Below are 26522 nucleotides of genomic sequence, written 5' to 3' on the forward strand. Positions count from 1 at the left end.
GCCGCCTGCCGCGCATCTCTGGCCGACCTAGATCATCGCGTGCTACCAAGAGACATGCCTGTACATGAGGGACACCGGGGATACGACGTCGTCATCGTCGGCGGAGGCCACAACGGTCTGGTCGCCGCCGCCTACCTGGCCCGCGCCGGGAGGTCCGTCCTGATCCTGGAGCGGCTGGGGACCACCGGCGGCGCCGCCGTGTCCACCCGGCCGTTCGCCGGGATCGACGCCCGCCTGTCGCGGTACTCGTACCTGGTCAGCCTGCTGCCGCGGAAGATCGTGCGGGACCTGAACCTCGACTTCCGGGTCCGCGGCCGCACCGTGTCCTCGTACACCCCCGTCGAGCGCGAAGGCCGGCACACCGGACTGCTCGTCGGTGGCGGCGAACGGCGCACCCGGGAGGCCTTCGCCCGGCTGACCGGCTCGGACCGCGAGTACCGGGCCTGGCAGAGCTTCTACGCAATGACCGGCAGGGTCGCCCGGCAGGTGTTCCCCACACTCACCGAACCGCTGCCCACGCGGGACGAACTGCGCCGCCGTATCGACGACGAGCAGGCCTGGCGGCTCCTCTTCGAGGAACCGCTGGGAACCGCCGTCGAGGACACCTTCGCCGACGACCTCGTACGCGGCATCGTGCTCACCGACGCACTCATCGGCACCTTCGCGGACGCCCACGACCCGTCCCTGCGACAGAACCGGTGCTTCCTCTACCACGTCATCGGCGGGGGAACGGGCGCCTGGGACGTACCGGTAGGCGGTATGGGTGCGCTCACCGACGCGCTGGCCGGGGCGGCGCGCGGCGCGGGCGCGGTCATCGCGACCGGGCACGAGGCGGTCCGGGTGGAGACCGACGGCCGCGCCGCCGAGATCACGTACCGGACCGAGGACGGGGAAGGCACCGTCGCGGCCCGGCACGTCCTCGTCAACGCCTCCCCGCAGGAGCTCGCCCGGCTCACCGGCGACGAGCCGCCCGCACCCGCCGAGGGCGCCCAGCTCAAGGTGAACATGCTGCTGAGGCGGCTGCCCCGGCTGCGCGACACGTCCGTCGATCCGCGCGAGGCCTTCTCCGGGACGTTCCACATCGCCGAGGGGTACGAGCAGCTGGCGACGGCGCACGCACAGGCCGCGTCCGGGACGCTGCCCGAGGCCCCGCCCTCCGAGATCTACTGCCACTCGCTCACCGACTCGACGATCCTCGGCCCGGACCTGGTGCAGCAGGGCTACCACACACTCACGCTCTTCGGCCTGCACACCCCCGCGCGGCTCTTCGCCCGGGACAACGACGGCGTACGCGAGGAACTCCTCAAGTCGACCCTCGGTCAGCTGGACGCACACCTCGCCGAACCGCTCGCCGACTGCCTCGCCACCGATGCGGACGGCCGCCCCTGCATCGAGGCGAAGACCCCCCTCGACCTGGAGCGCGACCTGCGGCTGCCCGGCGGCAACATCTTCCACCGCGACCTCGCCTTCCCCTACGCACAGGAGGGCACCGGCCGCTGGGGCGTGGAGACCCGGCACCCGAACGTGCTGCTCTGCGGTGCGGGCGCGGTACGCGGCGGCGGGGTGAGCGGGGTGCCCGGTCACAACGCGGCCATGGCGGTGCTCCAAGATCTCAAAGCCCTGGGACTGGAGTGACGTCGGCCCTGAGGCGCCGACCGTGCTGCATGCGTCGCGGCCCGAGGGGGTACCCCGACAGGGGACGGGAATCAGCAAGCGGGCCCCGTTGCGCAGACAGGACGCCAGGACGCGGGCGCGGGGCCGTGGGCCGGCCGGAGGAGGCGTCATGCGCATGCGCTGGGAAGCGTTCCTGAAGGAGATCCAGGAGCGCGGCGAGTACTCCTCACCCGAAGAAGCCGAACGAACCGCCCGCGTGGTCCTGGCCCTGCTGGGCGCCCATCTGGTGGGTGACGTGCGGGCCGAGCTGGCCGACCGTCTTCCCGAGACGTGCGCCCTCGTCCTGCTCAACCCGCTCCCCGCGCATGAGCCGCTCTCGCCCGAGCGGTTCGTCCGGGCCTCGGCGGCCTGGATCGAGGGCGCCACGGAACGGACCGCGACCTGGGACGTCAGCGCCCTCCTCAGCGTCATCGCGGACCTCGCGGGGGACGACGACCTGCTGGACCGGATCCTCCTCCAGCTCCCGCCCGGCTACGACCTGCTCTTCGGCCGTCCCATGCCCTCTTGAACTGAGCTGGCCCTACCTTCCAAGCGTGGGTTTGAGCTGGTCCTTCGTAAGATCGGCGAGCGCCTTCTTTCGCGCCGGGTCTTCAACGACGAACCGGCACTGCTGGAGCTGATCGCAGACGTACTCGCGCTCTGCGAGGACGCCCTGTGGGCGGTGGACATCAACCACGGCGGTGCCGCTTTGCTCATCGGCCTCCTGCTCAGCCACGAGCAGCCGATGGTCTACATCACTCGAGCACCGGGCTGACGACCGAAAGCACCTCGCCGTCAGCGTCTGCATCTGGACCCGAGTCGCCGAAGGCGAGCTCGAGTTCGCGCCCTGCCCGGCGCACATCGCACACGGTCCCGAACTCCGCGAGGTCTGGAGCCGACAGCGGCACAACGTCTGCCACTGGCTCAAAAACGCGGACGACCACCCCTACTACCGCGCGCTCAAGCCGCTGCTCGACACCCACGCCGAACAGTTGGCCAAGGCGATCGACTGCGCTCGACCGAGATGGATGACAGCCACGGTGCAGGTTCTCGCGGTTCGGGTCCTACGGCTCCACTGTGACCTGCGGAAACCATGCGCTGTCTCACGCAGTTTCGTAGTCGGTCTGTCTCACGGTCATGTCCGAATCCTCGAACTGGCTACGGGGGACATGCAGTTGATCTGCGGATGGGCCCCGAAGGGCCTCCGGGTGCGGGGCCGCGTGACGGGTGAGACAGACTGGGTCGGCCTGGCACGCGACTACCACTTGGAGCACGTCGGATGAGCAGCAACGTACTGACCATGGGCGGCGGGCCGAGACGAGTCGACGGCCAGGGCCAGGCGAAGGTGGCGGACATGGTCAGCTTCTCCGACGGGTCGGGGCCGGCGTCGTCGGTCGTGTACGTGGAGCGCGAACTGCCGCCGGGAGGCACGTCCGCGTACCTTGCGGCCCGGGGCGGCGGGGCCCGTTCCTTCGCCCTGTGGGCCGACGATCAACGCCGGGAGCGGGTGGCCACCGTGGTGACCCTGTCGGCCGGCGGCGGCGTCGCGAGGTTTCAGGTGCTCGGCGCGCACGGCGAGGTCATCGGCACGCTCATGCGCGAGAAGGCGCTCCGCGGCAGGGGCCTGCGCACCCGCTGGACCGTGCACCAGCCCGGCGGCTCCGACGCGGTCGGCTTCAAGGGGAGGATCGTATGGTGGTGGATGTGGTGGTTCCTGCTGCCCTTGATGACGGTGGTCCTCGTGATGAGCGTCTTCGACAGCGTCCCTAACAACGAGGGCGGCTTCGCACGCGCACCCCGGCGCATCCGGTGGCGCGCGAACGGGCAGGTCCCGCTGGAGTTCAGGTCCAAGGGCGACAAACTGCACGTACACGCCCCCGGTGTGGACTGGCGGCTCGGGGCCGCGCTGATCGCCCTCCTGCGCAGCTTCAACGCCGGCGCATGGGACTCGGTGAAGAAGTGACCCGGGGGACGACGCTCCGGCGCGGTGCGTGCTGTGGCGGCGGAAGTTGGTGTTCCGGGGCCGCGCACCGTAGAACTGGGCCTCATGTCTGATCAGTGGCCGGCCCAACGCCCGGCGCCAAGGCCCTTGCCCGGTCCGCCCGGCGGGTACTACGGGCCGCCACGGTTCCATGAGGTCGGTGCCGGGTACCGGCGTCGGGCCGGCGTCCTGCTCTGGCTCGCGATCGCCGTCGCGGCTCTCATGATGGTCGCGTTCGTGGCCAGCATCGTCTTACTGGTGAAGGCGGACGCGGACGTGGACAACGCCGCCTACGGCTATCTCGCGCTCTTCCTCTGGTTCGGGATCGTCGCCGCGATCCCGATGCTGCTGGCGCTCGGTATCCCCGCAATCGTCATGACGCAGCGTGTACGGCAGCAGGAGCGGCTGGGCCACCATGCTGTGTACCGAGGGCCCAAATTCGGCAAACAGTAGTCGAGCGAGCTCCAGACGCGATGCGTAGATCACATGAACCCGGACCGTGGCCGACCAGTAGTTGCCCGAATAGTGCTTCTGATCCCTGTACCAGCGGAACGTCCGCCACGGATAAGCCGTCTGCAGCGACACCGCCGCCACAGACGGCACAGGAGCAGTCTTCAACCCCGCCACCGTGCCCACGAAAGCTGACGGTCGCTTCCATCCCCACTCCCGGGCCGCGCTCCGGCCTGGCAGGGGGTGGGCACGGTGCCCAGTGCGGAGAAGATCGGTAACGTCAGCGTCCAGCGGCAGGGCGGCTTCTCGTGGTCCCCGCGGTAGCGGCAGTTGAGCTCAACAAGGCCGCGGCGGTAAACCAGAAGCGGTCCCGGCCGCCGCCCTTGCCCGTATTCCGGTGTGCACCGGATCCGTAACGGTACAGAACGGGTCGGGCCTGCACGTCGTGTTGCCGATCAACGTCGTGAACCACACGAGTTACTGCTACCTGCAGTACGGGCACACCGGTGCCGGGGTCAGAGCCCTGCAGAAGAACATGAACAGCTGCTACGGCAAGAGGCTCGAACTTGACAGCGGCTTCGGGCCGGCCACCGAACCAAGGTGCACGGGACCAAGACGAAGGCCGTGAGGGTGCGTCTGCTGTCAGATGCTGTGTGTAGGGAGTCACGCTTCCCTGCACCGAGAGCGATCAACCTTCTCTGCTGCCCCACAGCCGCGCCGGTACCGAAGATCGAGAGTCCGTCCAGCTGCGCGCCATGGTTGCCGCCATGGTTGGCACCGTTCTGCTGCGCACCCAGGAGAGGCGAACAGGCGGGGCACTACGGCTGGAGCCTCCATCCCCCTTCGGCAGTCGGCTCGTGGTTGCCCCTTGCGTGATCAGCGACGAGCCTCCATCATCAGGAATCCTGTTATTTTAATGTTGTAGCGAGGGAGGTCCAGTCATGCCATTCAGGCCCAGAATCCAGGCCCGAGGGGTTCAGCTGCTGCTCGGCCGAATGATGAGCCGCGTGCACGAGGATCTGCGCTTCACCGACATCCCGAAGCACACGGAATCCATCCGGGTGGAGACCGGCGCCGGACCGGTGACGTGCACCGTCTACCGCCCGTCGGCCACCGCCGCGGCCCCTGCCCCCGTGTACGTCAACTTCCACGGCGGCGGGTTCGTGATCGCCCGCCCTCAGCAGGACGACCACATCTGCCGCTACATAGCCGCCACGGCCGGCTGTGTGGTGATCAACGTGGACTACGCCGTCGCCCCGCAGCGGCCGTACCCCGCACCCGTCACCCAGGCGTACGACGTCACCGCCTGGGTGGCCGAGAACGGCACCGCCAACAACTGGGACGGTTCACGACTCGCCGTGGGCGGACACAGCGCCGGGGCCAACCTGACCGCCGCGGTCTGCCGCACCGCTCGGGACCGCGGCACCTTCATGCCCCGCCTCCAGATCATCGACTCGGCACCGCTCGACCAGCTCGCCGATCCGGCCGCCAAGCAGTCACCCATCGTCAAGCCCCTGCTCACCCCTCAGCTCATGCGGGTCTTCACCGCCGCCTACGTCCCTGATCCCGCTGACCTCGCCCATCCGCTGGTGTCGCCCGGACTGGCCGACGACCTCGCCGGGCTGCCGCCCGCCCTGGTCATCACCGCGGAGAACGACCGCCTGCGCGACGAGGGCGATGCGTACGCCAAGGCCCTGGAAGCTGCCGGCGTTCCGGTCACCCACCGTTGCTTCGAGGGTGTCGACCACTACTTCACCCACATCGGCCCGGCACCGGCCGGGAAGGAAGCCATCGATCTGATGGCCACCACCCTGCGCACGGCACTCACCGCCTGACCGCTGACAGGGGCCGACAGTCCTTGTGACAACACGCTGCCGGGTCGGAACTCGAAATCTGTCGACCGGACGTGCGTGAAATCCGCGCGGAGGCCATCAGCACAGGGCCTACGGTCTCGGCAGGGCAAGCAGTGAGCCCTCCATCCGCTGATCAGCGGCTTCGTGTCGCCCGCTCGGCCCGCGTGCCCAAACCCAGCCGCCCCGGCCCCGGACGCCCACCCGGCTCCGAGAACCTGCACCCGCCACCCGCCACGACGTCGGCAAAGCCGTCAAACGCCCCAGCAGTCTGCACGAGCGAGATCAGTCCGGACGTTAAGGATCAAGCTCAGTCCGCCGAGGGAGCCCAGCCCACCGCCTCGATCCGAGCGGCCTCCGCCGGCCGTGACGCGTCGAAGAGCACGTCGTCACCGGCTTCCACCCGCAGGCTGTCGACGTACGAACCGCGGCCCACGTACCGCCCGTCGGTCGCGTACCGCCAGCGCAGCGTGAGCTGTCCGCCCGCCGGAAGGTCCGCGGTGAGCCGCCGCCACAACCGGCCCGACCAGCCGGTGACCGAGCCGGCCGGGTGCTCCCGCGGATCCTCGCCGTGGCGCGCGGTCGTGAAGGGCACCGGCTGCCACGTCGTTCCGCCGTCCGCCGAGGACTCCAGGAACAGGGCGTCCGCCTGTGGTTCCGTGTCCCACCACAGGGCGCAGCGCAGGCGGCCTCCGGCGCCGAGGCCGAGCGCGGGCAGCGTCAGTGTCGCGGTCGTGGTGTTCGCCATGCCGGAGAACCAGGCCGTACGTCCGTGCGCGGGCCGGACCGGCACGGCCCGCGCGAGGTTGTTCGCGGCGGCGACCCGGGGAGCGGAACCGGAACGCCAACTGCGCACAGGGTGAACGGAGTTGCCCAGCACAATCAGGAAGGAGTCGGTTGTCGGGTCGAGTACCAGGGAGGTACCCGTGAAGCCGGTGTGGCCGGCGGTGCGCGGCGTGGCCATCGCGCCCATGTACCAGTGCTGGTAGAGCTCGAAGCCGAGACCGTGCTCGTCGCCGGGGAAGGCGGTGTTGAAGTCGGTGAACATCAGCTCCACCGACTCGGGCGACAGGATGCGGGCTTTGCCGTACACACCGCCGTTGAGCAGCGTGCGGCCGAGGATCGCGAGGTCCCAGGCGGTGGAGAAGACCCCGGCGTGCCCCGCGACGCCGCCCAGGCTGTACGCGTTCTCGTCGTGCACCTCGCCCCACACCAGGCCCCGGTCGATCCCGGACCAGGGCTTGCGGGCGTCCTCGGTGGCGGCGATCTTCGGCTTCCAGGAGGCGGGCGGGTTGAACCGGGTGCGGCGCATACCGAGGGGCGCGGTGATCTCGGTCCGGAGCAGGACGTCCAGCGGATGCCCGGTGATCTCTTCCAGGACGAGCTGGAGCGAGATCAGGTTGAGGTCCGAGTAGAGGTACGTGGTGCCCGGCGGGTTGAGCGGCGCCTCGTTCCAGATGAGTTGGAGCTTCTCCTCGTGGGTCGGCGCGTTGTAGAGCGGGATCCAGGCGCGGAACCCAGAGGTGTGGGTGAGGAGCTGACGGATCGTGATGTCCTGCTTGCCCGCGCGGCCGAAGTCCGGAAGATACGAGGAGACCTTCGCCTCCAGCGCCAGCGCGCCCCGCTCGATCTGCTGCACGGCGAGGATCGAGGTGAACAGCTTCGAGACGGAGGCGAGGTCGAAGACCGTGTCCTCGGCCATCGGGATCTGCTGGTCGGCGGCGAACTCCACACCGGTGTCGGTCTTCTCGTCGTACGCGGAGTAGCGCACCGCCTTGCCGATCGGCTGGTGCAGGGCGACCGTGCCGCCGCGTCCGGCGAGCAGCACGGCACCCGCGTACCAGGGGTACTTGGGGGAGGGGCCGAGGAACGTCTCGGCGTCGGCCACCAGTTGGCGCAGATGCCCGGCGAGCAGTCCGGCCCGTTCGGCGGAGCCGCGGCGCAGGGTGGGGCGCGCCGCGCCGGTGCCCTGTGCCGCCGCAGGTCCCGCGGGGAAGGGGACGAGGGCGAGGCCGCCGCCCAAGGCCAGCAGACGGCCGCCCACTTGACGGCGGGTCAGTCCGCCGGTCTCTCTGCCCGCTGCGTCTTCGTTCACCGAGGAGCCTCCCGCCGCGCCGTCTGAAAGTATCTTTCCGGTTTCACCGTGCGGAGTGAAACTTTCGTGTCAGTCGCTGAGTGTGTCAAGCATGCGCAAGGGGTGGCCGGCGTGCGGCGCGGGACTCGGCGTCGACACCCGAGAAATCTGACGGAGCATCAGAAAAGGTCTTCCCTCGTCCGGAGGACTGCGGCATTCTGCGCCCATGCAGACGGAACTGAGCAAGAAACTGGGAGTCGAGCACGCCCTCTTCGGCTTCACGCCGTTCCCCGCCGTGGCCGCTGCCATCAGCCGCGCCGGTGGATTCGGTGTGCTCGGTGCGGTCCGCTACACCGCCCCCGACGACCTCAAACGCGACCTCGACTGGATCGAGGCGAACGTCGACGGCAGGCCGTACGGGCTGGACGTCGTGATGCCCGCCAAGAAGGTCGAGGGGGTGACCGAGGCGGACGTGGAGGCGATGATCCCGGAGGCGCACCGCCGGTACGTCACGGACACCCTCGCCAAGTACGGCGTGCCCGACCTCGCCGAGGGCGAGGCCTCCGGCTGGCGCATCACCGGCTGGATGGAGCAGGTCGCCCGCAACCAACTGGACGTCGCCTTCGACTACCCGATCAAGCTGCTCGCCAACGCGCTCGGCTCACCGCCCGCCGACGTCATCAAGCGCGCCCACGAGCAGGACGTGCTCGTCGCCGCGCTCGCCGGCAGCGCCCGGCACGCCCGCAAGCACGCGGAGGCGGGCATCGACATCGTCGTCGCGCAGGGCTACGAGGCGGGCGGCCACACCGGTGAGATCGCCTCGATGGTGCTCACGCCCGAAGTCGTCGACGCCGTCGGCCCGCTGCCGGTGCTCGCGGCCGGCGGCATCGGCAGCGGACGGCAGATCGCCGCCGCGCTCGCCCTCGGCGCCCAAGGCGTCTGGCTCGGCTCCCTCTGGCTGACCACCACCGAGGCCGACATGCACTCACGCGCCCTGACCCGGAAGCTCCTGGCGGCCGAATCCGGCGACACGGTCCGCTCGCGCGCGCTGACCGGCAAACCCGCACGGCAGTTGCGTACCGAATGGACCGACGCCTGGGACGACCCGAACGGACCCGGCACGCTCCCCATGCCCCTGCAGGGGCTGCTGGTCGCCGAGGCGGTCTCACGGATCCAGAAGTACGAGGTGGAACCGCTGCTCGGCACGCCCGTCGGGCAGATCGTCGGCCGGATGAACAGCGAACGCAGCGTCCAGGAGGTCTTCGACGACCTCACACGCGGTTTCGAGGAGGCCGTCGACCGCGTCAACCGGATCGCCGGAAGGAGCCAGGAGTGACTCAGCCCCCCATCGGATTCTGGGCCCAGGCCACCGCCGACCCCGAGCGCGGGGTCCTCATCGCACCCGACGGCGAGGAGTGGACCGCCGGCCGGCTGCACGCCGAGGCCAACCGGCTGGTGCACGGGCTGCGCGCCGCCGGGCTCGAACGCGGTGACGCCTTCGCCGTCGTGCTGCCCAACAGCGTCGAGTTCCTCACCGCCTACCTCGCCGCCTCACAGGCCGGCTTCTACCTCGTGCCCGTCAACCATCACCTGGTCGGCCCCGAGATCGCCTGGATCGTCTCCGACTCGGGTGCCAAGGTGCTCATCGCACACGAGCGGTTCGCCGACGCGGCACGCCACGCGGCCGACGAGGCAAAGCTGCCGGGCGAGCGGCGGTACGCGGTCGGTGCGGTCGAGGGCTTCCGGCCGTACGCCGAACTCCTCGACGGGCAGCCCGGGTCGGCGCCCGAGGACCGCACCCTCGGCTGGGTCATGAACTACACCTCGGGCACCACGGGCCGCCCGCGCGGCATCCGGCGCCCCCTGCCCGGCAAGCCTCCCGAGGAGGCGTACCTCGGCGGCTTCCTCGGCATCTTCGGCATCAAGCCGTTCGACGACAACGTGCATCTCGTCTGCTCGCCGCTCTACCACACGGCGGTCCTCCAGTTCGCGGGCGCGTCCCTGCACATCGGCCACCGGCTGGTGCTGATGGACAAGTGGACGCCCGAGGAGATGCTCCGCCTCATCGACACCCACAAGTGCACGCACACGCACATGGTCCCGACCCAGTTCCACCGCCTGCTCGCACTGCCGGAGGCGACGAGGGCGGCGTACGACGTGTCGTCGATGCGGCACGCCATCCACGGCGCCGCGCCCTGCCCCGACCACGTGAAACGGGCCATGATCGAGTGGTGGGGTGACAGCGTCGAAGAGTACTACGCGGCCAGCGAGGGCGGTGGCGCCTTCGCCACGGCGGGGGATTGGCTGAAGAAGCCCGGCACGGTCGGCAAGGCCTGGCCCATCAGCGAGCTCGCCGTCTTCGACGACGACGGGAACAAGCTGCCGGCCGGTGAGCTGGGCACCGTCTACATGAAGATGAACACGGGCGGATTCTCGTACCACAAGGATGAGACCAAGACGAAGAAGAACCGCATCGGCGACTTCTTCACCGTCGGTGACCTGGGGTATCTCGACGAGGACGGCTACCTCTTCCTCCGCGACCGCAAGATCGACATGATCATCTCGGGCGGGGTCAACATCTACCCCGCCGAGATCGAGGCCGCGCTGCTCACCCACCCCGCCGTCGCGGACGCCGCCGCCTTCGGGATTCCGCACGACGACTGGGGCGAGGCGGTCAAGGCCGTCGTCGAACCCGCCCCCGGATTCGAACCGGGCGAGGCCCTGGCCGCCGAGATCCTCGACCACTGCGAGCGGCAGCTGGCCGGCTACAAGCGGCCCAAGAGCGTCGACTTCATCGAGACGATGCCGCGCGATCCCAACGGGAAGCTGTACAAGCGGCGGCTGCGGGACCCGTACTGGGAGGGCCGCACCCGCCCCGTGTGAGAGCGCCCGCGTGTGTCCCGTCCCCTGCACTCGTCGCCGGAGCCACGGCAATGTGGTCCCGCCCTATGTGGGGCGGGACCGCAAGGACTTGCCCGCTCACGCGCTCACTCGTGCACCCGCACCACCTTCAGCGCCGGTGAGGAGAGGATGTCCTTCTCGCAGAAGCGGGACGTCACCCACTTCTCGGCCGAGAACAGCCGCGTCTGGTCGGCGAAGTGGGCCGAGTTCGGATTCGACGACTGGGAGTACGTGAGGAGCGTACGGGCCACCGGGCAGCGACTGCCGTCCCAGCCGACGGCCTGGAGGTAGCTCGACCCGGTGGTGACCTCCGGGTAGCCGCCGGCCGCCGCGTTCCAGACCGGCTCGATCTTGTTCCACACCCCGAGCGACTCCGTACCGCCCGAGACGGGGATGCGCTGACCGCCGCGTACGACGAACTGGTTCGCGCCGAGCTTCGCGTCCGGGGCGATCCCGGCCGCGCGCAGTTCGGTGACGGTGTCGGCGAGAGCCCTCGCGAAACCGGGCGCGTCCGTGTTCAGCGTGTTCGGGGTGCGCACCGGGTCCGCCGCCGAGAACGGCACCTTCCACAGCTGGGCCGCCGGCACCGCGGTGATCAGCTTCCGCCAGAAGCGGTCGAAGAGCAGCGCGCCCCGGCTGTCGGTGTCCATGGAGTGGTCCCAGGCCTTGAGCGCACCGCAGGCCTCGGTGACATCAACTGCGGTGCCGTCACTGCCCGTTGCCGTGCCTCCCGGGAGCGCGGCACAGGCGCGGGCCGCGTCGTCGGCCGCGAGATCGCCGGCCGGCACCCGGTTCGCGAACTGCTGCCGCTGGAGGTCCCGCACGGTCAGATCGCCGCGCTCGGCCATGGCGGCCACGTCCTCGATCGCGCCCCGGGTGCGCAGGGAGCGCTGCGTGCCGATCGAGCCGAAGACGCGCTCGTAGCCCGTCAGCGGCCGGTCGGCGTTGGCCAGCCAGGCGCTGTCGTTGGAGTTCTCCGCGTACGGCGCGTCCTTCAGGGTCGGCATCTTCGACGGGCCGAAGATGCCCGGTTGCAGGGCGTCGTCGTCCCTGCCCAGCGCGCAGGAGCCCTTCGAACCGTCCAGGATCGCGAGACCGGACGACGGGTGCGTGACCTTGCCGAGCGCCGTCGAGCAGCGCTGGGCCAACTCGTCGGTGATCCGGGGGAGTACCTGAGACTGGGTGAACAGCGAGTGCCCGCCGGAGTCGGCGGCGACCGTGTTGACCCACGGCAGACCCTGTGTCCGCTCCAGGGACCTGAGGACGTCGCCGGTGCCACGCGCCCTGCTGAAGCCGAGCGCGGTGTCGGAGGCGCGCAGGTTGCGGGAGTTGGGGTCGTTGAGCGCGTACGCCGTGGTCGTGGTCCAGGGCAGCGGGAGCTGGGCGCCGAGGGATGTGACGACCGGGCCGTACCGCGTCCACCACTGCGTCCGGGTCACGGGTGTGCCGTCCTTCACGGCGACCGTCACGGTCCGCTTCGTCATGCGCTCCGGCTTGCCGTCCACCAGGTAGGTGGTGGGGTCGGCCGGATCGAGCGTCAGCTGGTGGAGGTTGAGAGGGACGCCCGTGGCGACGGTGTGACTCCACGCCACCCGGGCGTTGTGGCCGATGGATATCGTGGCCGTACCGAGCAACGAGCCGCCGGAGACGTTGAGTTCACCGGGGATCGTCTGCTGGGACTGCCAGAAGCGGCGGCCGCCCTGCCACGGGTAGTGCGGGTTGCCCAGGAGCAGACCGCGTCCGTTGGCCGTCGTGTCGCCGTTGAAGGCGACCGCGTTGGAACCCATGTCGGAGGAGTTCGACGCGAGGAGCTCGCGTGCGGCCCGTGCGGTGTCCTGGGCGTCCGGCGCCGGAGAGGCCGTGGAAGCCGTAGCGGCCGTGGAGGCAGCGCCCGTCGGCGGCTGCGCGCCCGTGATGCCGTCCACACCGCGGCCCTGGCCGCCCAGCACGGCCAGGGCGAAACCGCGCGCCGCCACGTCGAGCGGGGTCACCGGACGCACCCAGGCGGCACCCTTGCACGCCGGATCGGTGATCTTCTTCTGCCGCAGCCAGGCGTTGTAGCCGGCCGCCCAGCCGCGCATCAGCTCCTTCGCCTGACGGCTCGGCCCCTGGGGCGCGGGCTGGGCGAGGAGCTTCTCCACGGTGCCGGCCTCCCGCACACCGCGGAAGTACAGGTCGCTGGAGAGGTTCTTGGCGGCCGACGAGAGCGAGAAGTCGGGCGCCGCGTCGGGGCCGAAGAAGCGGGAACGTTCGCCGCGTACGGTCACGAAGCCGTCGGCGAGCGTGCACACCTGGTCGGCGGCCTGCGCCCAGCCGGTACCGAAGCCGAGGTTCGCGTAGCCCTTCGCGACGATGTGCGGAATGCCGTACTCGGTATAGCGGACAACAGCGGACAGACCGCCGTGCGAGGGACGTTCCTGCTGTTGCTGCCGGTGCTGGCCCTGAGCCGCGGCCGCGGGCAGCGTGGCCGCGGCGGTGGCCAGAGCGACGGCCGTGACGACGAGCTGTCTCAGGCGGATGCGCATCGTGCCTCCCAACGTCATTGAGGGAAGGAGCAGTTGAGCGTACCAATCGGTATGCACCATGGCGGTGCCTCGGTCCTGGCCTCCTCGTCCGTCCTGCGTGCGACTTGACCGCGCTCGCGGGTCGGAACGAGGATCACGTGTCATGACGCCTGGACACGGCAGCACGGTTGACGGGGTGCTGCGGCGCAGCGCCCGGCGCACCCCCGCACGCGTCGCGGTCACCTACCGCGAGCGCTCCTGGACGTACGCCGAACTCGACGAGGCCGTGTCCCGCGCGGCCCAGGTGCTGAGCTCCTCGGGCCTGGCCCCCGGTGACCGAGTCGGCGCCTACGGCCACAACTCGGACGCGTACCTCATCGGCTTCCTGGCCTGCGCCCGGGCCGGACTCGTGCACGTGCCGGTCAACCAGAACCTGACCGGCGACGACCTCGCGTACATCGTCGGCCAGTCCGGCAGCACCCTGGTCCTGGCCGACCCGGACCTCGCCGGTCAGCTCCCCGACGGCGTACGGGTGGTGCCGCTGCGGGACGCCGACGACTCGCTGCTCGCGCGGCTGGCCTCGACGCCCGCGTACGACGGACCCGAGCCGCGCACCGAGGACCTGGTGCAGCTGCTGTACACCTCGGGTACGACGGCCCTGCCCAAGGGCGCGATGATGACGCACCGCGCGCTGGTGCACGAGTACCTGAGCGCGATCACCGCCCTGGACCTGAGCGCGGGTGACCTGCCCGTGCACTCGCTGCCGCTCTACCACTCGGCCCAGATGCACGTCTTCCTGCTGCCGTATCTCGCGGTCGGCGCCCGCAACACGATCCTCGACGCGCCCGACGCCGAGCAGCTCTTCGACCTGATCGAGGCCGGCCGGGCGGACAGCTTCTTCGCGCCGCCCACCGTGTGGATCGGTCTGTCGAACCGCCCCGACTTCGCGACCCGTGACCTGAGCGGGCTGCGCAAGGCGTACTACGGGGCGTCGATCATGCCGGTGCCCGTGCTGGAGCGGCTGCGCGAAAGGCTCCCGAAGCTGGCCTTCTACAACTGTTTCGGCCAGAGCGAGATCGGCCCCCTGTCCATGGTCCTCGCGCCCCGCGAGCACCGGAAGAAGCGGCTGGACTCCTGCGGGCGCCCGGTGCTGTTCGTGGACGCGCGGGTGGTCGACGAGGACGGCAAGGACGTGCCCGACGGGACGCCGGGCGAAGTCGTCTACCGTTCGCCGCAGCTGTGCGAGGGCTACTGGGACAAGCCGGAGGAGACGGCCGACGCCTTCCGGGACGGCTGGTTCCACTCCGGTGATCTCGTGGTGCGGGACGCCGAGGGGTACTTCACCGTCGTCGACCGGGTGAAGGACGTCATCAACTCCGGAGGCGTGCTGGTCGCCTCTCGGCAGGTCGAGGACGCGCTCTACACACATGCCGAGGTGGCGGAGGTCGCGGTGATCGGGCTCCCCGACGAGCGGTGGATCGAGGCGGTGACCGCGGTCGTCGTCCCCCGCGGTGAGGTCGGCGAGGACGAGCTCGTCGCCCACGCCCGCGAGAAGCTCGCCCACTTCAAGGCGCCGAAACGGGTGCTGTTCGTGGACGAGTTGCCGCGCAACGCCAGTGGGAAGATCCTCAAGCGGGAACTGAGGGACCGGTTCGGGGAGAGTTCTCGTGCGGGCGGCCCCGATGAGGGAAGCTCGGATGCAGGAAGCCCCGATGAGGGAAATCCCGGCGATTGAACGAAAACCGCCGGTGAGCCGTACAGAGGGCAGATAACGGCGGCTCGGTCTGTCCCGAGCCCGGTCCGCCGTGTCGCCACCGGGTTTCGCAAGGAAGGACCTTCGGGTTGTCGCGCACCACGAGCTCTCACCACCTGCCGGACACGGACCGGACAACCCCGGAGGAGAACGCGACGCCGGAGGCCCCTCCGACGGCCACGTCCGACGAAAGCCCCGCTGTGGAGGCGGGCGCGGCCCCTGACGAAAGCCCTGCTGCCGAGGCGGACGCAGGGTCGCCGAAGGCTCCTGCGGCCGAGGACAGCACCGCGTCCGATGAGGCTCCCGAGGCTCTCGCGGGCGAGGGCAGCACACCCTCCGAGGGCAGCCCCGCGGCTGAGGAGATCACCGGTTCCGAAGAGGTGGTGTCAGAGAAGAACGCCTCCGAGAGTGACGGCTCGGCCGAGGCCCCGGCCCCGGCCCTCGACGAACCCGACACTTCCGCCGCCGCCCGCAAGTGGCGGGACCGGCACCCGGTCGCGGTACGGAACGTGGGGTGGGCGGTCACGGCCCTGTCCCTCGCGCTCGTGTGCTTCGCGCTGCTCATGCCGACCTCGCTCGAGAAGTTCCGGCCCGGCCTGTTCGTACGCATCCCGGTGGAGGCGGTGCTCGGCGCCGCTGTCCTGTTCGTCCTGCCGCGCCGACCGCGGTTGGTGATGGCGTGCCTCGCCGGCCTGGGGCTCGGCCTGCTGACGCTCCTGACTCTCCTCGACATCGGGTTCAACATGTTCCTCGGCCGGGGATTCAACGTGGTCCTCGACTGGGTCCTCTTCGACGACGCCCAGGCGTACATGAAGGACTCGATGGGCAACGGCGCCGCGATCGGCGCCGTGATCGGGGTCGTCGTCCTCGTTCTCCTCGTGCTCGCCCTGATGACCCTGGCGGTGCTCCGGGTGAGCAACGTCATGGTCCGGAACCGGGACGTGGCGAGCCGTGTCACGCTGGTGGCCGGGACCGTCTGGGTGACCTGCGCGGCGCTGGGCCTGCAGCTCGGCACCGGCTCGCCGATCGCGGCCAGGAGCACGTTCGCCCTCGTCGAGGACCGCCTGCACCGGGTGCAGGCCACGATCAAGGACGAGGCGGCGTTCGCCAAGGAGGCCAAGAAGGACACCTTCGGCAACACCCCGGGCGACGAACTGCTCACGGACCTGCGCGGCAAGGACGTCATCTTCACCTTCATCGAGAGTTACGGGCGCAGCGCGGTCGAGGACGAGGACATCGCGCCGGGCGTCGACGCGACGCTCACGGCCAAGAACGAGGAGCTGGTCAAGGCCGGGTTCGCCGCGAAGAGCGGCTGGCTCACCTCGGCGACGTACGGCGGCAGCAGCTGGCTCGGCCACTCCACCTTCCTGTCGGGCCTGTGGATCAACAACCAGAACCGCTACCGCACCGTCACCGCGGGCGAGCACCTGACCCTCCCCGGCGCCTTCAAGCGCACCGGCGCCTGGCGGACGGTGGGCATCATGCCGGGCGTCCAGAAGAACTGGCCGGAGGGCAATTTCTACGGCTTCGACGAGGTCTACGACTCCCGGGAACTCGGCTACCAGGGCCCCAAGTTCAGCTGGTCCACCATGCCCGACCAGTACGCCCTGTCGGCCTTCGAGCGGCTGGAGCACGGCAAGAAGCAGGACAAGCCGCTGATGTCGCAGATCATCCTGACCTCCAGCCACCAGCCCTGGGCGCCGCTGCCCGAGACGGTCCCCTGGGACCAGGTCGGCAACGGCTCGCTCTACAAGGACATCGAGAAGGCGGGCAAGGACCCCTCCGACGTCTTCTACAACTCCGACAAGGCGAAGGAGGAGTACGGAAAGTCCATCCAGTACTCGGTGACCAGCCTCATCGACTACCTGGTGAAGTACGGCAACAAGGACACCGTGCTCGTCTTCCTCGGCGATCACCAGCCCATGGCCAAGGTCAGCGGCAACAACGCCAGCCGGGACGTGCCGGTCTCGATCGTCGCCCACGACAAGTCCGTACTGGACAAGATCGACGACTGGAACTGGACGGACGGCCTCAAGCCCGACCCGACGGCCCCGGTCTGGCGGATGGACTCCTTCCGCGACCGCTTCCTGACCGCGTACGGCTCGAAGCCCAGTCCGTAGGACACCGTGCAGCCCACGGTGCGCCCGCGCAGGGAATGTGCGGTCACCTCCGTGGTGGAGAAGCGTCTGACCGCGCGGTGGATCGCTGGGCCGGGGAGCGGGCGATGGAGGACGGCGGCATCGAGACAGCCCATGCTCGGGAGGATCACTGCGTCGAGCGGGAGACCCAGAGCGAGAGCCGCAACCGGCGGGCGCAACTTTCTTGCTGATTCGCAATCCACACCGGTGACTCTTTGCCGCTCCGAAGGCGGATAGCACAAGATAGGCAAACAATGCGCGCGACATGCGGTCTATTTTCGCTTCATGGATGACTCATTGAAGGACCTCACCGGAACTCGCGGCGTGAACCCACTGCGGCAGCTGTCTCTGGAGCAGCTGCGGCAGCGCACGAGTATGAAGTGGACGACGTACCAGGACGACGTATTGCCACTGTGGGTGGCGGAGATGGACGTGCCGGTCGCCGAGCCCGTAGCACGAGCCATCCACAGTGCGGTGGAGCGCGGAGATACCGGGTATCCGGCCGGAACCGCCTATGCCGAGGCGTTCGCGGACTTCGCCGTGCGACGTTGGGACTGGGACGACCTGGCTGTTGAACGGACGGCGATCGTCCCCGACGTGATGCTGGGCATCGTCGAGATGCTCAAGTTGGTCTCCGGCCGCGGGGACCCCGTCGTGGTCAACTGCCCTGTGTATCCGCCCTTCTACCAGTTCATCCGCAACGACGGCCGGCCGGTTGTCGAGGCGCCGCTGACCGAGGAAGGGCGGATCGACCTGACCACCCTGGAGGTCGCATTCCAGAAAGCCACCGGTCGCGGCGGGCGGCCGGTGTATCTGCTGTGCAGTCCGCACAATCCGACCGGCACCGTACACACCGCCACTGAACTGAGCGATGTTGCCGAGCTTGCGCGCAGGTACGCCGTGCGCGTCGTGGCGGACGAGATCCACGCTCCCATCATGGCTGCCGGAACCTCCTTCGTTCCTTACCTGAGCGTGCCGGGCGCGGAGAACGGCCTGTCGGTGATGTCCGCCTCCAAGGCATGGAACCTGGCCGGTCTCAAAGCCGCCCTCGCCATCGCCGGCCCCGAGGCCGCCGACGACCTGGCCCGCCTCCCCGAGGAAGTCAGTCACGGCCCCAGCCACGTCGGCGTCATCGCCCACACCGCGGCCCTACGGGAGGGCGGTGCCTGGCTCGACAGCCTGCTGGCCGGACTGGACGAAAACCGTCATCTGCTCGGCGATCTACTGTCCACCCACCTGCCCGCCGTGCGCTGCCGCCCAGGCCAGGCCACCTACCTGGCCTGGCTGGACTGCCGGAAACTGGCCCTTGGCAACGACCCGGCGGCCGTCTTCCTGGAACGAGGCCGGATCGCCCTCAACTCCGGGACGGCCTTCGGGCCGGGCGGAGCGGGGTTTGTCCGTATGAACCTGGCCACCTCCCCGGAAATCCTGACCGAAGGGGTCCGCAGGATGGCCTCCGTACTGTGAGCCCGCCGACTCGAAAACGACGTGATGGGTGGGCCGGCCCATGCGATCCGCCTTCGGCCACTCTTGGTCTCACTGACGAGCTCCCCGATGCCCCAGGAGGGGGCCCCATCCAGGCGGGGGGTCCTTTACAGTTCGGGCGTCCGGGCTGGCGCGTGCTCAGACAAGCGTGGTGACGACGTCGACCGGGTTGACGAGGGTGTCGCGGATCGGCGAACGGCTCTCGACGAGGGAGATCAGCTCTTCGAGCTGCTCGCGGGTGGCATCAGGGGCCTCGATGTGGACGCGAGCGCGCAGATGCTGCACGCCCGGACGGATCGCGGTGTCGATACCGAGGAACCCGCGCAGGTCGATGTCGCCTTCGAGCTCCAGCCGGAAGCTCTTGAGCTCGATGCCGCGCGAGGCGGCGTTGGCGGTGAGTGTGACGGTGTAGCAGCCTGCCAGCGCCTGCAGAACGTACTCCGCGGGCGAGACCGCGGTGTCGGTGCCCAGCAGCGCGGTCGGCTCGTCGCTGGTCATCGTGTACTTCGCCACACGCTGCTCGTCGCGCTCACCGCCCTGCGTCAGGGCGCCGGTCTGTGCCTTGATCCGGAAACCGCCCTGCCACGTACCGTCGACAGCGAAGGTGACCTGGCCGAGCTCGGGAGTGGCCCGAACGGCGTCGATGGTCTCCTGCAGAGCCTTTACGTCGATCTCGTTGACTACGGACATCAGTACTGGTTCCTCCGATTGGCGTGGGCGGTCAGGGGTGAGCGATGGCCGCAGCCATCGGATCGCCACTCAGGACTGAGAAATGTGTCGCGGCGCGGCGCACACTTCGCCCCTGAAGGAGCAGTCGACCGCGCTGACTCTCTAAGACGAGGTTAGGCGGGATCGGCCGCTATATTTTTGCCATCTTTGCTGGCAGCCAGGCAGATTGGGGAGAGAGTTGCCCATTGACCGGGTGGATCGCGAAATTCTTGCGGAGCTGCAGAAGGACGGTCGCCAGACGATCACGGAACTGTCGGAGAAGGTCCGGCTGAGCATCTCGCGTTGCCAGCGGCGGCTGCGCGAGCTCGAGCGCGCAGGCGTGATTCGCGGATACAAGGCAGTGCTGGATCCGGAGGCGATGGGACTCGGCTTCGAAGCGCTGGTCTTCGTGACGCTGCAGCGGGAGGATCAGTCGACGCTGGCGGCCTTCGACGAGGCCGTCGCCGCAATTCCCAACGTTCTGCAGGCACAACGCCTTTTCGGCGATCCCGATTGCCTTCTGCACGTCGTGGCCGTCGATCTCGCCGACTACCGGAAGCTCTACGAAGGGCAACTGACCAGGCTGCCAGGTGTACAGAAACTGACCTCCACCATCGTCATGAAACAGATCGTCGAGGCGCGCCCACTCCCCACCTGAGACGACGCCCCGCCACCCCGCCGGGCGTCGTAGGCGGGCCAACCGCGGTCGCCGGTGATGGCGAAGTCGAATCCAGACGGCAGGCGCCGAGTCGGCCATCAAAGGTGGGTGACTGCAGAGCGCCCGGACGCTTTCCACCACGGAGGTGACCACACATTCCATGCGCGGGCACACCGTCCGCAGCCGCGGGGACCGGGAAGACTTCGTCACGCCCGGTCAACACGACCAGCCCAGGACCGGACACGGCCAGGCAGCGACTCCACCCGACTCAGCCACCCGCGAAGTACGGAGCTAGCGCGCGGCGTCCGCCGCCACCGAGCGCGCCCACCGGTAGTCCGCCTTGCCGCTCGGTGACCGCTGGATGGTGTCCGTGATCACCAGCTGGCGCGGGATCTTGTACCCGGCGAGATGTGTGCGGCAGTGGGTCTGGATGTCGTCCAGGGACGGCCGGCCCGCCCCTTCGCGCAGCTGCACCACGGCCGCTACATGGTTGCCCCACTTCTCGTCGGGCACCCCGGCCACCAGCGCGTCGTACACGTCCGGATGGGACTTCAGCGCCTGCTCGACCTCTTCCGGATAGACCTTCTCGCCACCGGTGTTGATGCACTGCGAGCCGCGGCCGAGGACGGTGACGATGCCCTCCTCGTCGACGGTCGCCATGTCGCCGAGCAGTACCCACCGCTCGCCGTCCTTCTGGAAGAAGGTCTCGGCGGTCTTTTTCGGGTCGTTGTAGTAGCCCAGCGGCACGTGGCCGCGCTGGGCGACGCGGCCCGGCTCACCTACGGCGACCGGCTCGTACGTCGCGGGGTCCACCACCTGCGTACGGGAGTTGACGGAGATCCGGAAGCCGCGGCCGGGACCCGAGTCCGCCGTCGCCGTGCCGTTGAAGCCCGACTCCGAGGAGCCGAAGTTGTTGAGCAGCATCACGTTCGGCACGAGTGCCTGGAACTGCTCACGCACCGTCTCCGACATGATCGCGCCGGACGACGAGACGCTGAACAGGGAAGAGCGGTCGATGTCCTTCATGGGCCCGTTGAGCGCGTCGATCAGCGGGCGCAGCATCGCGTCGCCGACCAACGACACGCTGGTGACCTTCTCCTTCTCGATCGTCCGCAGGACCTCTTCGGGCACGAACTTGCGGTGGATCACGACGCGTTGGCCGAAGTTGAAGCCGATGAACGAGGTCAGCGTGGAGGTGCCGTGCATCAGCGGAGGCGTGGGGAAGAAGGTGATCCCGTCGCCGCCCGCCGCGACCCGCTCGGCGAGCTCCTCCGGCTTCTTCACCGGCTCACCGGTCGGGGCGCCACCACCCAACCCGGAGAAGAACAGGTCCTCCTGACGCCACATCACGCCCTTGGGCATGCCGGTCGTGCCGCCGGTGTAGATGATGAACTGGTCGTCGGCCGAGCGCGGCGGAAAACCACGCTCGGGTGATCCGGAGGCCTCGGCATCAGTGAAGGCCACCACCGGCAGCGCGGGCGCGTCGGGTGCCGGCGCCCCCACGCGTACGAGATGCCGCAGCGCCGAGGCCCGCGGCAGCGCGGCCGCCACCCGCTCGGTGAACTCCGCGTCGAAGACCAGCGCCACCAGGTCCGCGTCCCGGTAGAGGTAGATCAACTCCTCTTCCACATAGCGGTAGTTGACGTTGACCGGCACGATCCGCGCCTTGATGCACCCCAGCACGGTCTGCAGGTACTCGATGCCGTTGTAGAGGTGCAGCCCGAGATGCTCGCCGGGGCGGATGCCGCTGTCGATCAGGTGGTGGGCGACGCGGTTGGCCGCCGCGTCCAGTTCCGCGTACGTGAGGCGGCGTTCCGCGCCCGTGCCGGGGTGGTCGATGTACACGAGTGCCTCGCGGTCGGGGACCACGTCGACGACCGACTCGAACAGGTCGGCAAGGTTGTACTCCACCGCTCCTCCTGACCCCGGCAACCCTCGACAGAGAGACGTGCGTCCATCGCTTCGGCACGTGCGTGTCCATCGCTTCGCCGGTCATCAGAGCAAAGCCCGCCACAACTGTGAAGGGTCCGCGCAGAAGAAATCTGACTGACTGTCAGAAAACCCTTGAACTGCTTCCGCGCCTCCTGCAACCTGTTCTCGTTCCTGAGACGGGAGGACGGCAATGGGTGGGACGGAACACCTCACCGTGCAGCGCGAAGGCGCCACACTGGTGCTCACGCTCAACAGGCCCGAGGCCAAGAACGCGCTCTCGCTGCCGATGCTGGTCGGTCTGTACGACGGCTGGGTCGAGGCCGACGAGGACGACACCATCCGCTCGATCGTCCTGACCGGCGCGGGCGGCGCGTTCTGTGCGGGCATGGACCTCAAGGCCCTGGCGGGCAAGGGGATGGAGGGCCAGCAGTACCGGGACCGCCTCACGGCCGACCCCGATCTGCACTGGAAGGCGATGTTGCGCCATCACCGGCCGCGCAAACCCGTGCTCGCCGCGGTCGAAGGCCACTGTGTGGCCGGCGGTACCGAGATCCTCCAGGGGACCGATATCCGGGTCGCGGGGGAGTCCGCCACGTTCGGGCTCTTCGAGGTGAAGCGGGGGCTGTTTCCGATCGGTGGTTCGACGGTGCGGCTTCAGCGGCAGATTCCGCGTACGCATGCGTTGGAAATGCTGCTCACCGGGCGTCCGTACTCGGCGCGGGAGGCCGCCGGTATCGGGCTGGTCGGGCATGTCGTGCCCGACGGGACGGCTCTGGAGAAGGCTCTCGCGATCGCCGAGCAGATCAATGCGTGTGGGCCGCTGGCTGTTGAGGCGGTCAAGGCGTCCGTGTACGAGACCGCTGAGATGACCGAGGCCGATGGGCTTGCCGCCGAGCTGAAGCGGGGGTGGCCGATCTTCGATACGGCTGACGCCAAGGAGGGCTCGAGGGCCTTTGCGGAGAAGCGCCCGCCTGTGTATCGGCGGGAGTGAGCTCCGCTGGACCGGTTCGTAGCTGCGGGTCCGTTGTGGCTGGTCGCGCCCACGCGGCGGAGCCGCATATGTCACAGCCCCGCGCCCCTTAGGGGGCGCCGGTCGCAGCCGCATGTTTCACAGTCCCGCGCCCTCTCGGGGCGCGGCCACCTGTCCTGCGAGGAGATCCCGTGCCTGAAGTCCTCAAAGCACCCCTAGTCGTCGAGTTTCCCTTCACTCGTTCTCTCGGTCCCGTGCAGAGTGCGTTCCTCACCGGGCTGCGCGAGCGTGTCGTGCTTGGAGTCAAGACCGTTGACGGGCGGACGCTCGTGCCGCCCGTCGAGTACGACCCCGTCACCTCCGAAGATCTTCGTGACCTTGTGGAAGTCGCCTCCACCGGGACTGTCACCACCTGGGCGTGGAATCACGAACCCCGTCGGGGGCAGCCCTTGGATACACCATTCGCCTGGGTTCTGGTGAAGCTGGACGGTGCCGACACCGCACTCCTGCACGCTCTCGACGCCTCCGGGCCCGACGCCGTGCACACCGGGATGCGGGTCCGTATCCGCTGGGCCGGGGAACGCTCGGGCGCCATCACGGACATCGCCTGCTTTGAACCGTACGAGGGCGGTATCCCCGAAGCCCCCGAACTCACCGGCCACGACGGCCAGTTCGAGGAACCCGTGACGGGCATCGTCGCCCCCGCCCGGCTCGACTACACCTACTCGCCCGGCCGGGCCGCGTCCGGATACATCAACGCCCTCGCCGAGCGGCGGGCCGTCGGTGAGCGCTGCCCGTCCTGCCGCAAGGTGTACGTCCCGCCGAGGGGCGCCTGCCCCACCTGCGGTGTGGCCACGTCGGAACAGGTCGAGGTGGGACCCCGCGGCACCCTCACCACGTACTGCATCGTCAACATCAAGGCGAAGAACCTCGACATCGAAGTGCCCTACGTCTACGGGCACATCGCCCTGGACGGCGCCGACCTCGCCCTGCACGGCCGCATCGCCGGCATCCCCTACGACCAGGTGCGGATGGGTCTGCGCGTGGAGCCGGTGTGGACGGACGGGGGCCGCTACCCCGACCACTACCGGCCCACCGGCGAACCCGACGCGGACTACGACACGTACAAGGAGCTGGTGTAGATGCCCGCGCCGCGGCCGCTGAGGGACATCGCCGTCGTCGCCTTCGCGCAGACCGACCATCTGCGCACCACCGACGAGCTCTCCGAGGTGGAGATGCTCATGCCCGTCCTGCACGAGGTCCTGGCGAGTACCGGCCTGAAGACCAGCGACATCGGCTTCACCTGCTCCGGCTCCACCGACTATCTCGCGGGCCGCGCCTTCTCCTTCACGATGGCGCTCGACGGGGTCGGGGCCTGGCCGCCGATCTCCGAGTCGCACGTGGAGATGGACGGGGCGTGGGCCCTGTACGAGGCGTGGACGAAGCTGCTGACCGGCGAGGCCGACACCGCGCTCGTGTACGGGTTCGGCAAGTCCTCGCCCGGTTCCCTGCGTGACGTGCTGACCCGGCAGCTCGACCCGTACTACGTGGCGCCCCTGTGGCCGGATTCCGTAGCCCTGGCCGCTCTTCAGGCGCAGGCGCTGATCGACGCGGGCGACACGGACGAGCCGGCCCTGGCCGCCGTCGCGGCCCGCAGCCGTGAGTCGGCGACGGCCAACTCCCATGCCCAGCTCAGGGGTTCGGTGCCGCGCGGCGACTACGCCGTACAACCCCTCCGTACCGGTGACTGCCCGCCCATCGGCGACGGGGCGGCCGCCGTGATCCTGGCGGCGGGGGAGCGGGCCCGCGAACTGTGCGAGCGGCCCGCCTGGATCCGGGGCATCGACCACCGCATCGAGGCACACAGCCTGGGCGTGCGGGACCTGACCGACTCGCCGTCCACACGGCTGGCAGCGGAGAACGCCGGAGCTTTCGAACGGCCCGTGGACACCGCCGAGTTGCACGCCCCGTTCACCTCCCAGGAGGTCGTTCTGCGCAAGGCCCTGCGGCTGGACGGCAAGGTCGACGTCAACCCCTCGGGCGGACCGCTCGCCGCCAATCCCATGATGGCCGCGGGCCTCATCCGTATCGGCGAGGCGGCCGCCCGGATCGGGCGCGGCGAGTCCGACCGCGCGCTCGCGCACGCCACGTCGGGTCCCTGTCTGCAACAGAACCTGGTCGCCGTACTGGAGGGAGACCCGCGATGAGTACCACGATGAGCAAGGAGCCCGTGGCCGTCGTCGGCATCGGCCAGACCAAGCACGTCGCGGCGCGAAGGGACGTATCGATCGCGGGACTCGTCCGGGAGGCCGCTCAACGCGCGCTCGCGGACGCCGAGTTGACGTGGGCGGACATCGACGCCGTCGTCATCGGCAAGGCGCCCGACTTCTTCGAGGGCGTCATGATGCCCGAGCTGTACCTCGCCGACGCGCTCGGCGCGGTCGGCAAACCGATGCTGCGCGTGCACACCGCGGGCTCCGTCGGCGGTTCCACCGCCCTCGTCGCCTCGAACCTGATCGCGGGCCGTGTCCACGGCACCGTCCTGACCCTCGCGTACGAGAAGCAGTCCGAGTCGAACGCCATGTGGGGCCTGTCCCTGCCGATCCCCTTCCAGCAGCCCCTGCTGGCCGGGGCGGGCGGCTTCTTCGCCCCGCATGTGCGCGCGTACATGCGGCGCACCGGCGCCCCCGACACGGTCGGCTCCCTGGTCGCGTACAAGGACCGCCGCAACGCGCTCAAGAACCCGTACGCGCACCTGCACGAGCACGACATCACCCTGGAGAAGGTCCAGGCGTCACCCATGCTCTGGGACCCCATCCGCTACTCGGAGACCTGCCCCTCCTCGGACGGCGCGTGCGCGATGATCCTCACCGACCGTGCGGGAGCGGCCCGTTCACCGCGGCCGCCCGCCTGGATGCACGGCGGCGCGATGCGCTCCGAGCCGACCATGTTCGCGGGCAAGGACTGCGTGTCGCCGCAGGCCGGAAAGGACTGCGCGGCCGACGTGTACCGACAGGCGGGCATCGCGGATCCGCGCCGCGAGATCGACGCGGTGGAGATGTACGTTCCGTTCTCCTGGTACGAGCCCATGTGGCTGGAGAACCTGGGCTTCGCCGACGAGGGCGAGGGCTGGAAACTCACCGAGGCCGGGGTCACGGAGCTGGACGGTGATCTTCCGGTGAACATGTCGGGCGGGGTGCTGTCCACCAACCCGATCGGGGCCTCCGGCATGATCCGGTTCGCCGAAGCCGCACTTCAGGTGCGTGGACAGGCCGGAGAGCACCAGGTCGACGGCGCCCGCCGGGTCCTTGGGCACGCTTATGGCGGCGGGTCCCAGTTTTTCTCGATGTGGCTGGTCGGAGCGGTGCCGCCGGCCTCCTGAAGCTGTCCCCCTCACGTGGCCTGTGCGGGGCAGTGACCGAAAGCTAGGCTGGCCGCGGACGACGAACCGGGAGGAGCACGGAC

Annotated in this window: 20 protein-coding genes and 1 pseudogene; 16 read left to right on the plus strand and 5 right to left on the minus strand. The window is 69.4% G+C overall.

Annotated features, from left to right (window positions below; genetic code table 11):
* Positions 1 to 54: 54 nt before the first annotated feature.
* The 3 genes and pseudogenes from AB0I18_RS20580 to AB0I18_RS20590 all read left to right on the plus strand — a co-directional run.
* Positions 55 to 1635, plus strand: coding sequence for an NAD(P)/FAD-dependent oxidoreductase (locus AB0I18_RS20580; RefSeq protein WP_363106969.1), 1581 nt, complete (start codon positions 55 to 57; stop codon positions 1633 to 1635).
* Positions 1636 to 1783: 148 nt separating this feature from the next.
* Entirely contained in the window at positions 1784 to 2182 is a 399-nt protein-coding gene (locus AB0I18_RS20585) for a DUF2267 domain-containing protein (RefSeq protein WP_363106970.1), read from the plus strand.
* 6 nt (positions 2183 to 2188) lie between these two features.
* Positions 2189 to 2413: pseudogene (locus tag AB0I18_RS20590) on the plus strand (transposase); the annotation flags it as partial.
* Here AB0I18_RS20590 and AB0I18_RS20595 read toward each other — a convergent pair.
* A complete protein-coding gene (locus AB0I18_RS20595; RefSeq protein ID WP_363106971.1) occupies positions 2409 to 2636 on the minus strand; it encodes a hypothetical protein in 228 nt (75 codons plus the stop codon). The pseudogene AB0I18_RS20590 and the gene AB0I18_RS20595 overlap by 5 nt on opposite strands.
* Before the next feature lie 296 nt (positions 2637 to 2932).
* Between AB0I18_RS20595 and AB0I18_RS20600 the strand changes: the two genes are divergently transcribed.
* The 3 genes from AB0I18_RS20600 to AB0I18_RS20610 all read left to right on the plus strand — a co-directional run bounded on the left by AB0I18_RS20600 (position 2933) and on the right by AB0I18_RS20610 (position 5919).
* Positions 2933 to 3616: a hypothetical protein gene (locus tag AB0I18_RS20600; RefSeq protein WP_363106972.1), complete on the plus strand. Its 684-nt coding sequence runs from the start codon at positions 2933 to 2935 to the stop codon at positions 3614 to 3616.
* Positions 3617 to 3700: 84 nt separating this feature from the next.
* Entirely contained in the window at positions 3701 to 4087 is a 387-nt protein-coding gene (locus AB0I18_RS20605) for a hypothetical protein (RefSeq protein ID WP_363106973.1), read from the plus strand.
* A 938-nt stretch (positions 4088 to 5025) separates the two neighbouring features.
* Positions 5026 to 5919, plus strand: a complete 894-nt coding sequence (locus AB0I18_RS20610) for an alpha/beta hydrolase (RefSeq protein ID WP_363106974.1) — start codon at positions 5026 to 5028, stop codon at positions 5917 to 5919.
* Between the two features lie 325 nt (positions 5920 to 6244).
* On the opposite strand, the gene AB0I18_RS20615 is transcribed toward AB0I18_RS20610, so the two are convergent.
* Positions 6245 to 8029 (minus strand): serine hydrolase, encoded by a 1785-nt coding sequence (locus AB0I18_RS20615; RefSeq protein WP_363106975.1) that lies wholly within the window; start codon positions 8027 to 8029, stop codon positions 6245 to 6247.
* 205 nt (positions 8030 to 8234) lie between these two features.
* On the opposite strand from AB0I18_RS20615, the gene AB0I18_RS20620 reads away from it, so the two are divergent.
* Both AB0I18_RS20620 and AB0I18_RS20625 read left to right on the plus strand, forming a co-directional pair.
* The gene (locus tag AB0I18_RS20620; RefSeq protein ID WP_363106976.1) at positions 8235 to 9344 is read left to right on the plus strand and encodes a nitronate monooxygenase family protein; all 1110 of its coding nucleotides are present in this window, start codon (positions 8235 to 8237) and stop codon (positions 9342 to 9344) included.
* Positions 9341 to 10891 carry an acyl-CoA synthetase gene (locus tag AB0I18_RS20625; RefSeq protein WP_363106977.1) on the plus strand — a complete coding sequence of 517 codons (1551 nt, stop codon included), beginning with the start codon at positions 9341 to 9343 and terminating at the stop codon, positions 10889 to 10891. The genes AB0I18_RS20620 and AB0I18_RS20625 overlap by 4 nt, the downstream gene beginning before the upstream one ends.
* Positions 10892 to 10995: 104 nt before the next feature.
* Here the strand turns inward: AB0I18_RS20625 and AB0I18_RS20630 are convergent, their stop codons facing one another.
* Positions 10996 to 13434: a penicillin acylase family protein gene (locus AB0I18_RS20630; RefSeq protein ID WP_363106978.1), complete on the minus strand. Its 2439-nt coding sequence runs from the start codon at positions 13432 to 13434 to the stop codon at positions 10996 to 10998.
* Positions 13435 to 13576: 142 nt separating this feature from the next.
* Between AB0I18_RS20630 and AB0I18_RS20635 the strand changes: the two genes are divergently transcribed.
* The 3 genes from AB0I18_RS20635 (at position 13577) to AB0I18_RS20645 (ending at position 18771) form a co-directional block, all read left to right on the plus strand.
* Complete coding sequence (locus tag AB0I18_RS20635; RefSeq protein ID WP_363106979.1) at positions 13577 to 15148, plus strand: acyl-CoA synthetase; 1572 nt, start codon at positions 13577 to 13579, stop codon at positions 15146 to 15148.
* 107 nt (positions 15149 to 15255) lie between these two features.
* Positions 15256 to 17286, plus strand: coding sequence for a sulfatase-like hydrolase/transferase (locus tag AB0I18_RS20640; protein WP_363106980.1), 2031 nt, complete (start codon positions 15256 to 15258; stop codon positions 17284 to 17286).
* A 303-nt stretch (positions 17287 to 17589) separates the two neighbouring features.
* Entirely contained in the window at positions 17590 to 18771 is a 1182-nt protein-coding gene (locus AB0I18_RS20645; RefSeq protein WP_363106981.1) for a MalY/PatB family protein, read from the plus strand.
* Between the two features lie 156 nt (positions 18772 to 18927).
* Here AB0I18_RS20645 and AB0I18_RS20650 read toward each other — a convergent pair whose 3' ends face one another.
* Entirely contained in the window at positions 18928 to 19479 is a 552-nt protein-coding gene (locus tag AB0I18_RS20650; RefSeq protein WP_363106982.1) for an OsmC family protein, read from the minus strand.
* A gap of 223 nt (positions 19480 to 19702) precedes the next feature.
* On the opposite strand from AB0I18_RS20650, the gene AB0I18_RS20655 reads away from it, so the two are divergent.
* Positions 19703 to 20155 carry an Lrp/AsnC family transcriptional regulator gene (locus AB0I18_RS20655; RefSeq protein WP_319263119.1) on the plus strand — a complete coding sequence of 151 codons (453 nt, stop codon included), beginning with the start codon at positions 19703 to 19705 and terminating at the stop codon, positions 20153 to 20155.
* A gap of 291 nt (positions 20156 to 20446) precedes the next feature.
* Here AB0I18_RS20655 and AB0I18_RS20660 read toward each other — a convergent pair whose 3' ends face one another.
* Positions 20447 to 22066, minus strand: a complete 1620-nt coding sequence (locus AB0I18_RS20660) for an acyl-CoA synthetase (RefSeq protein ID WP_363106983.1) — start codon at positions 22064 to 22066, stop codon at positions 20447 to 20449.
* 211 nt (positions 22067 to 22277) lie between these two features.
* Between AB0I18_RS20660 and AB0I18_RS20665 the strand changes: the two genes are divergently transcribed.
* The 4 genes from AB0I18_RS20665 to AB0I18_RS20680 all read left to right on the plus strand — a co-directional run bounded on the left by AB0I18_RS20665 (position 22278) and on the right by AB0I18_RS20680 (position 26439).
* Complete coding sequence (locus AB0I18_RS20665; protein WP_363106984.1) at positions 22278 to 23078, plus strand: crotonase/enoyl-CoA hydratase family protein; 801 nt, start codon at positions 22278 to 22280, stop codon at positions 23076 to 23078.
* A gap of 170 nt (positions 23079 to 23248) precedes the next feature.
* Positions 23249 to 24199 (plus strand): OB-fold domain-containing protein, encoded by a 951-nt coding sequence (locus AB0I18_RS20670; RefSeq protein WP_363106985.1) that lies wholly within the window; start codon positions 23249 to 23251, stop codon positions 24197 to 24199.
* Positions 24200 to 25264, plus strand: coding sequence for a thiolase domain-containing protein (locus tag AB0I18_RS20675; RefSeq protein WP_363106986.1), 1065 nt, complete (start codon positions 24200 to 24202; stop codon positions 25262 to 25264).
* Positions 25265 to 25272: 8 nt separating this feature from the next.
* Positions 25273 to 26439: a thiolase domain-containing protein gene (locus tag AB0I18_RS20680; protein WP_363107039.1), complete on the plus strand. Its 1167-nt coding sequence runs from the start codon at positions 25273 to 25275 to the stop codon at positions 26437 to 26439.
* Positions 26440 to 26522: the final 83 nt, after the last annotated feature.

Origin of the sequence: Streptomyces sp. NPDC050704 (assembly GCF_040654355.1) — a bacterium.
Lineage (GTDB): Bacteria > Actinomycetota > Actinomycetes > Streptomycetales > Streptomycetaceae > Streptomyces.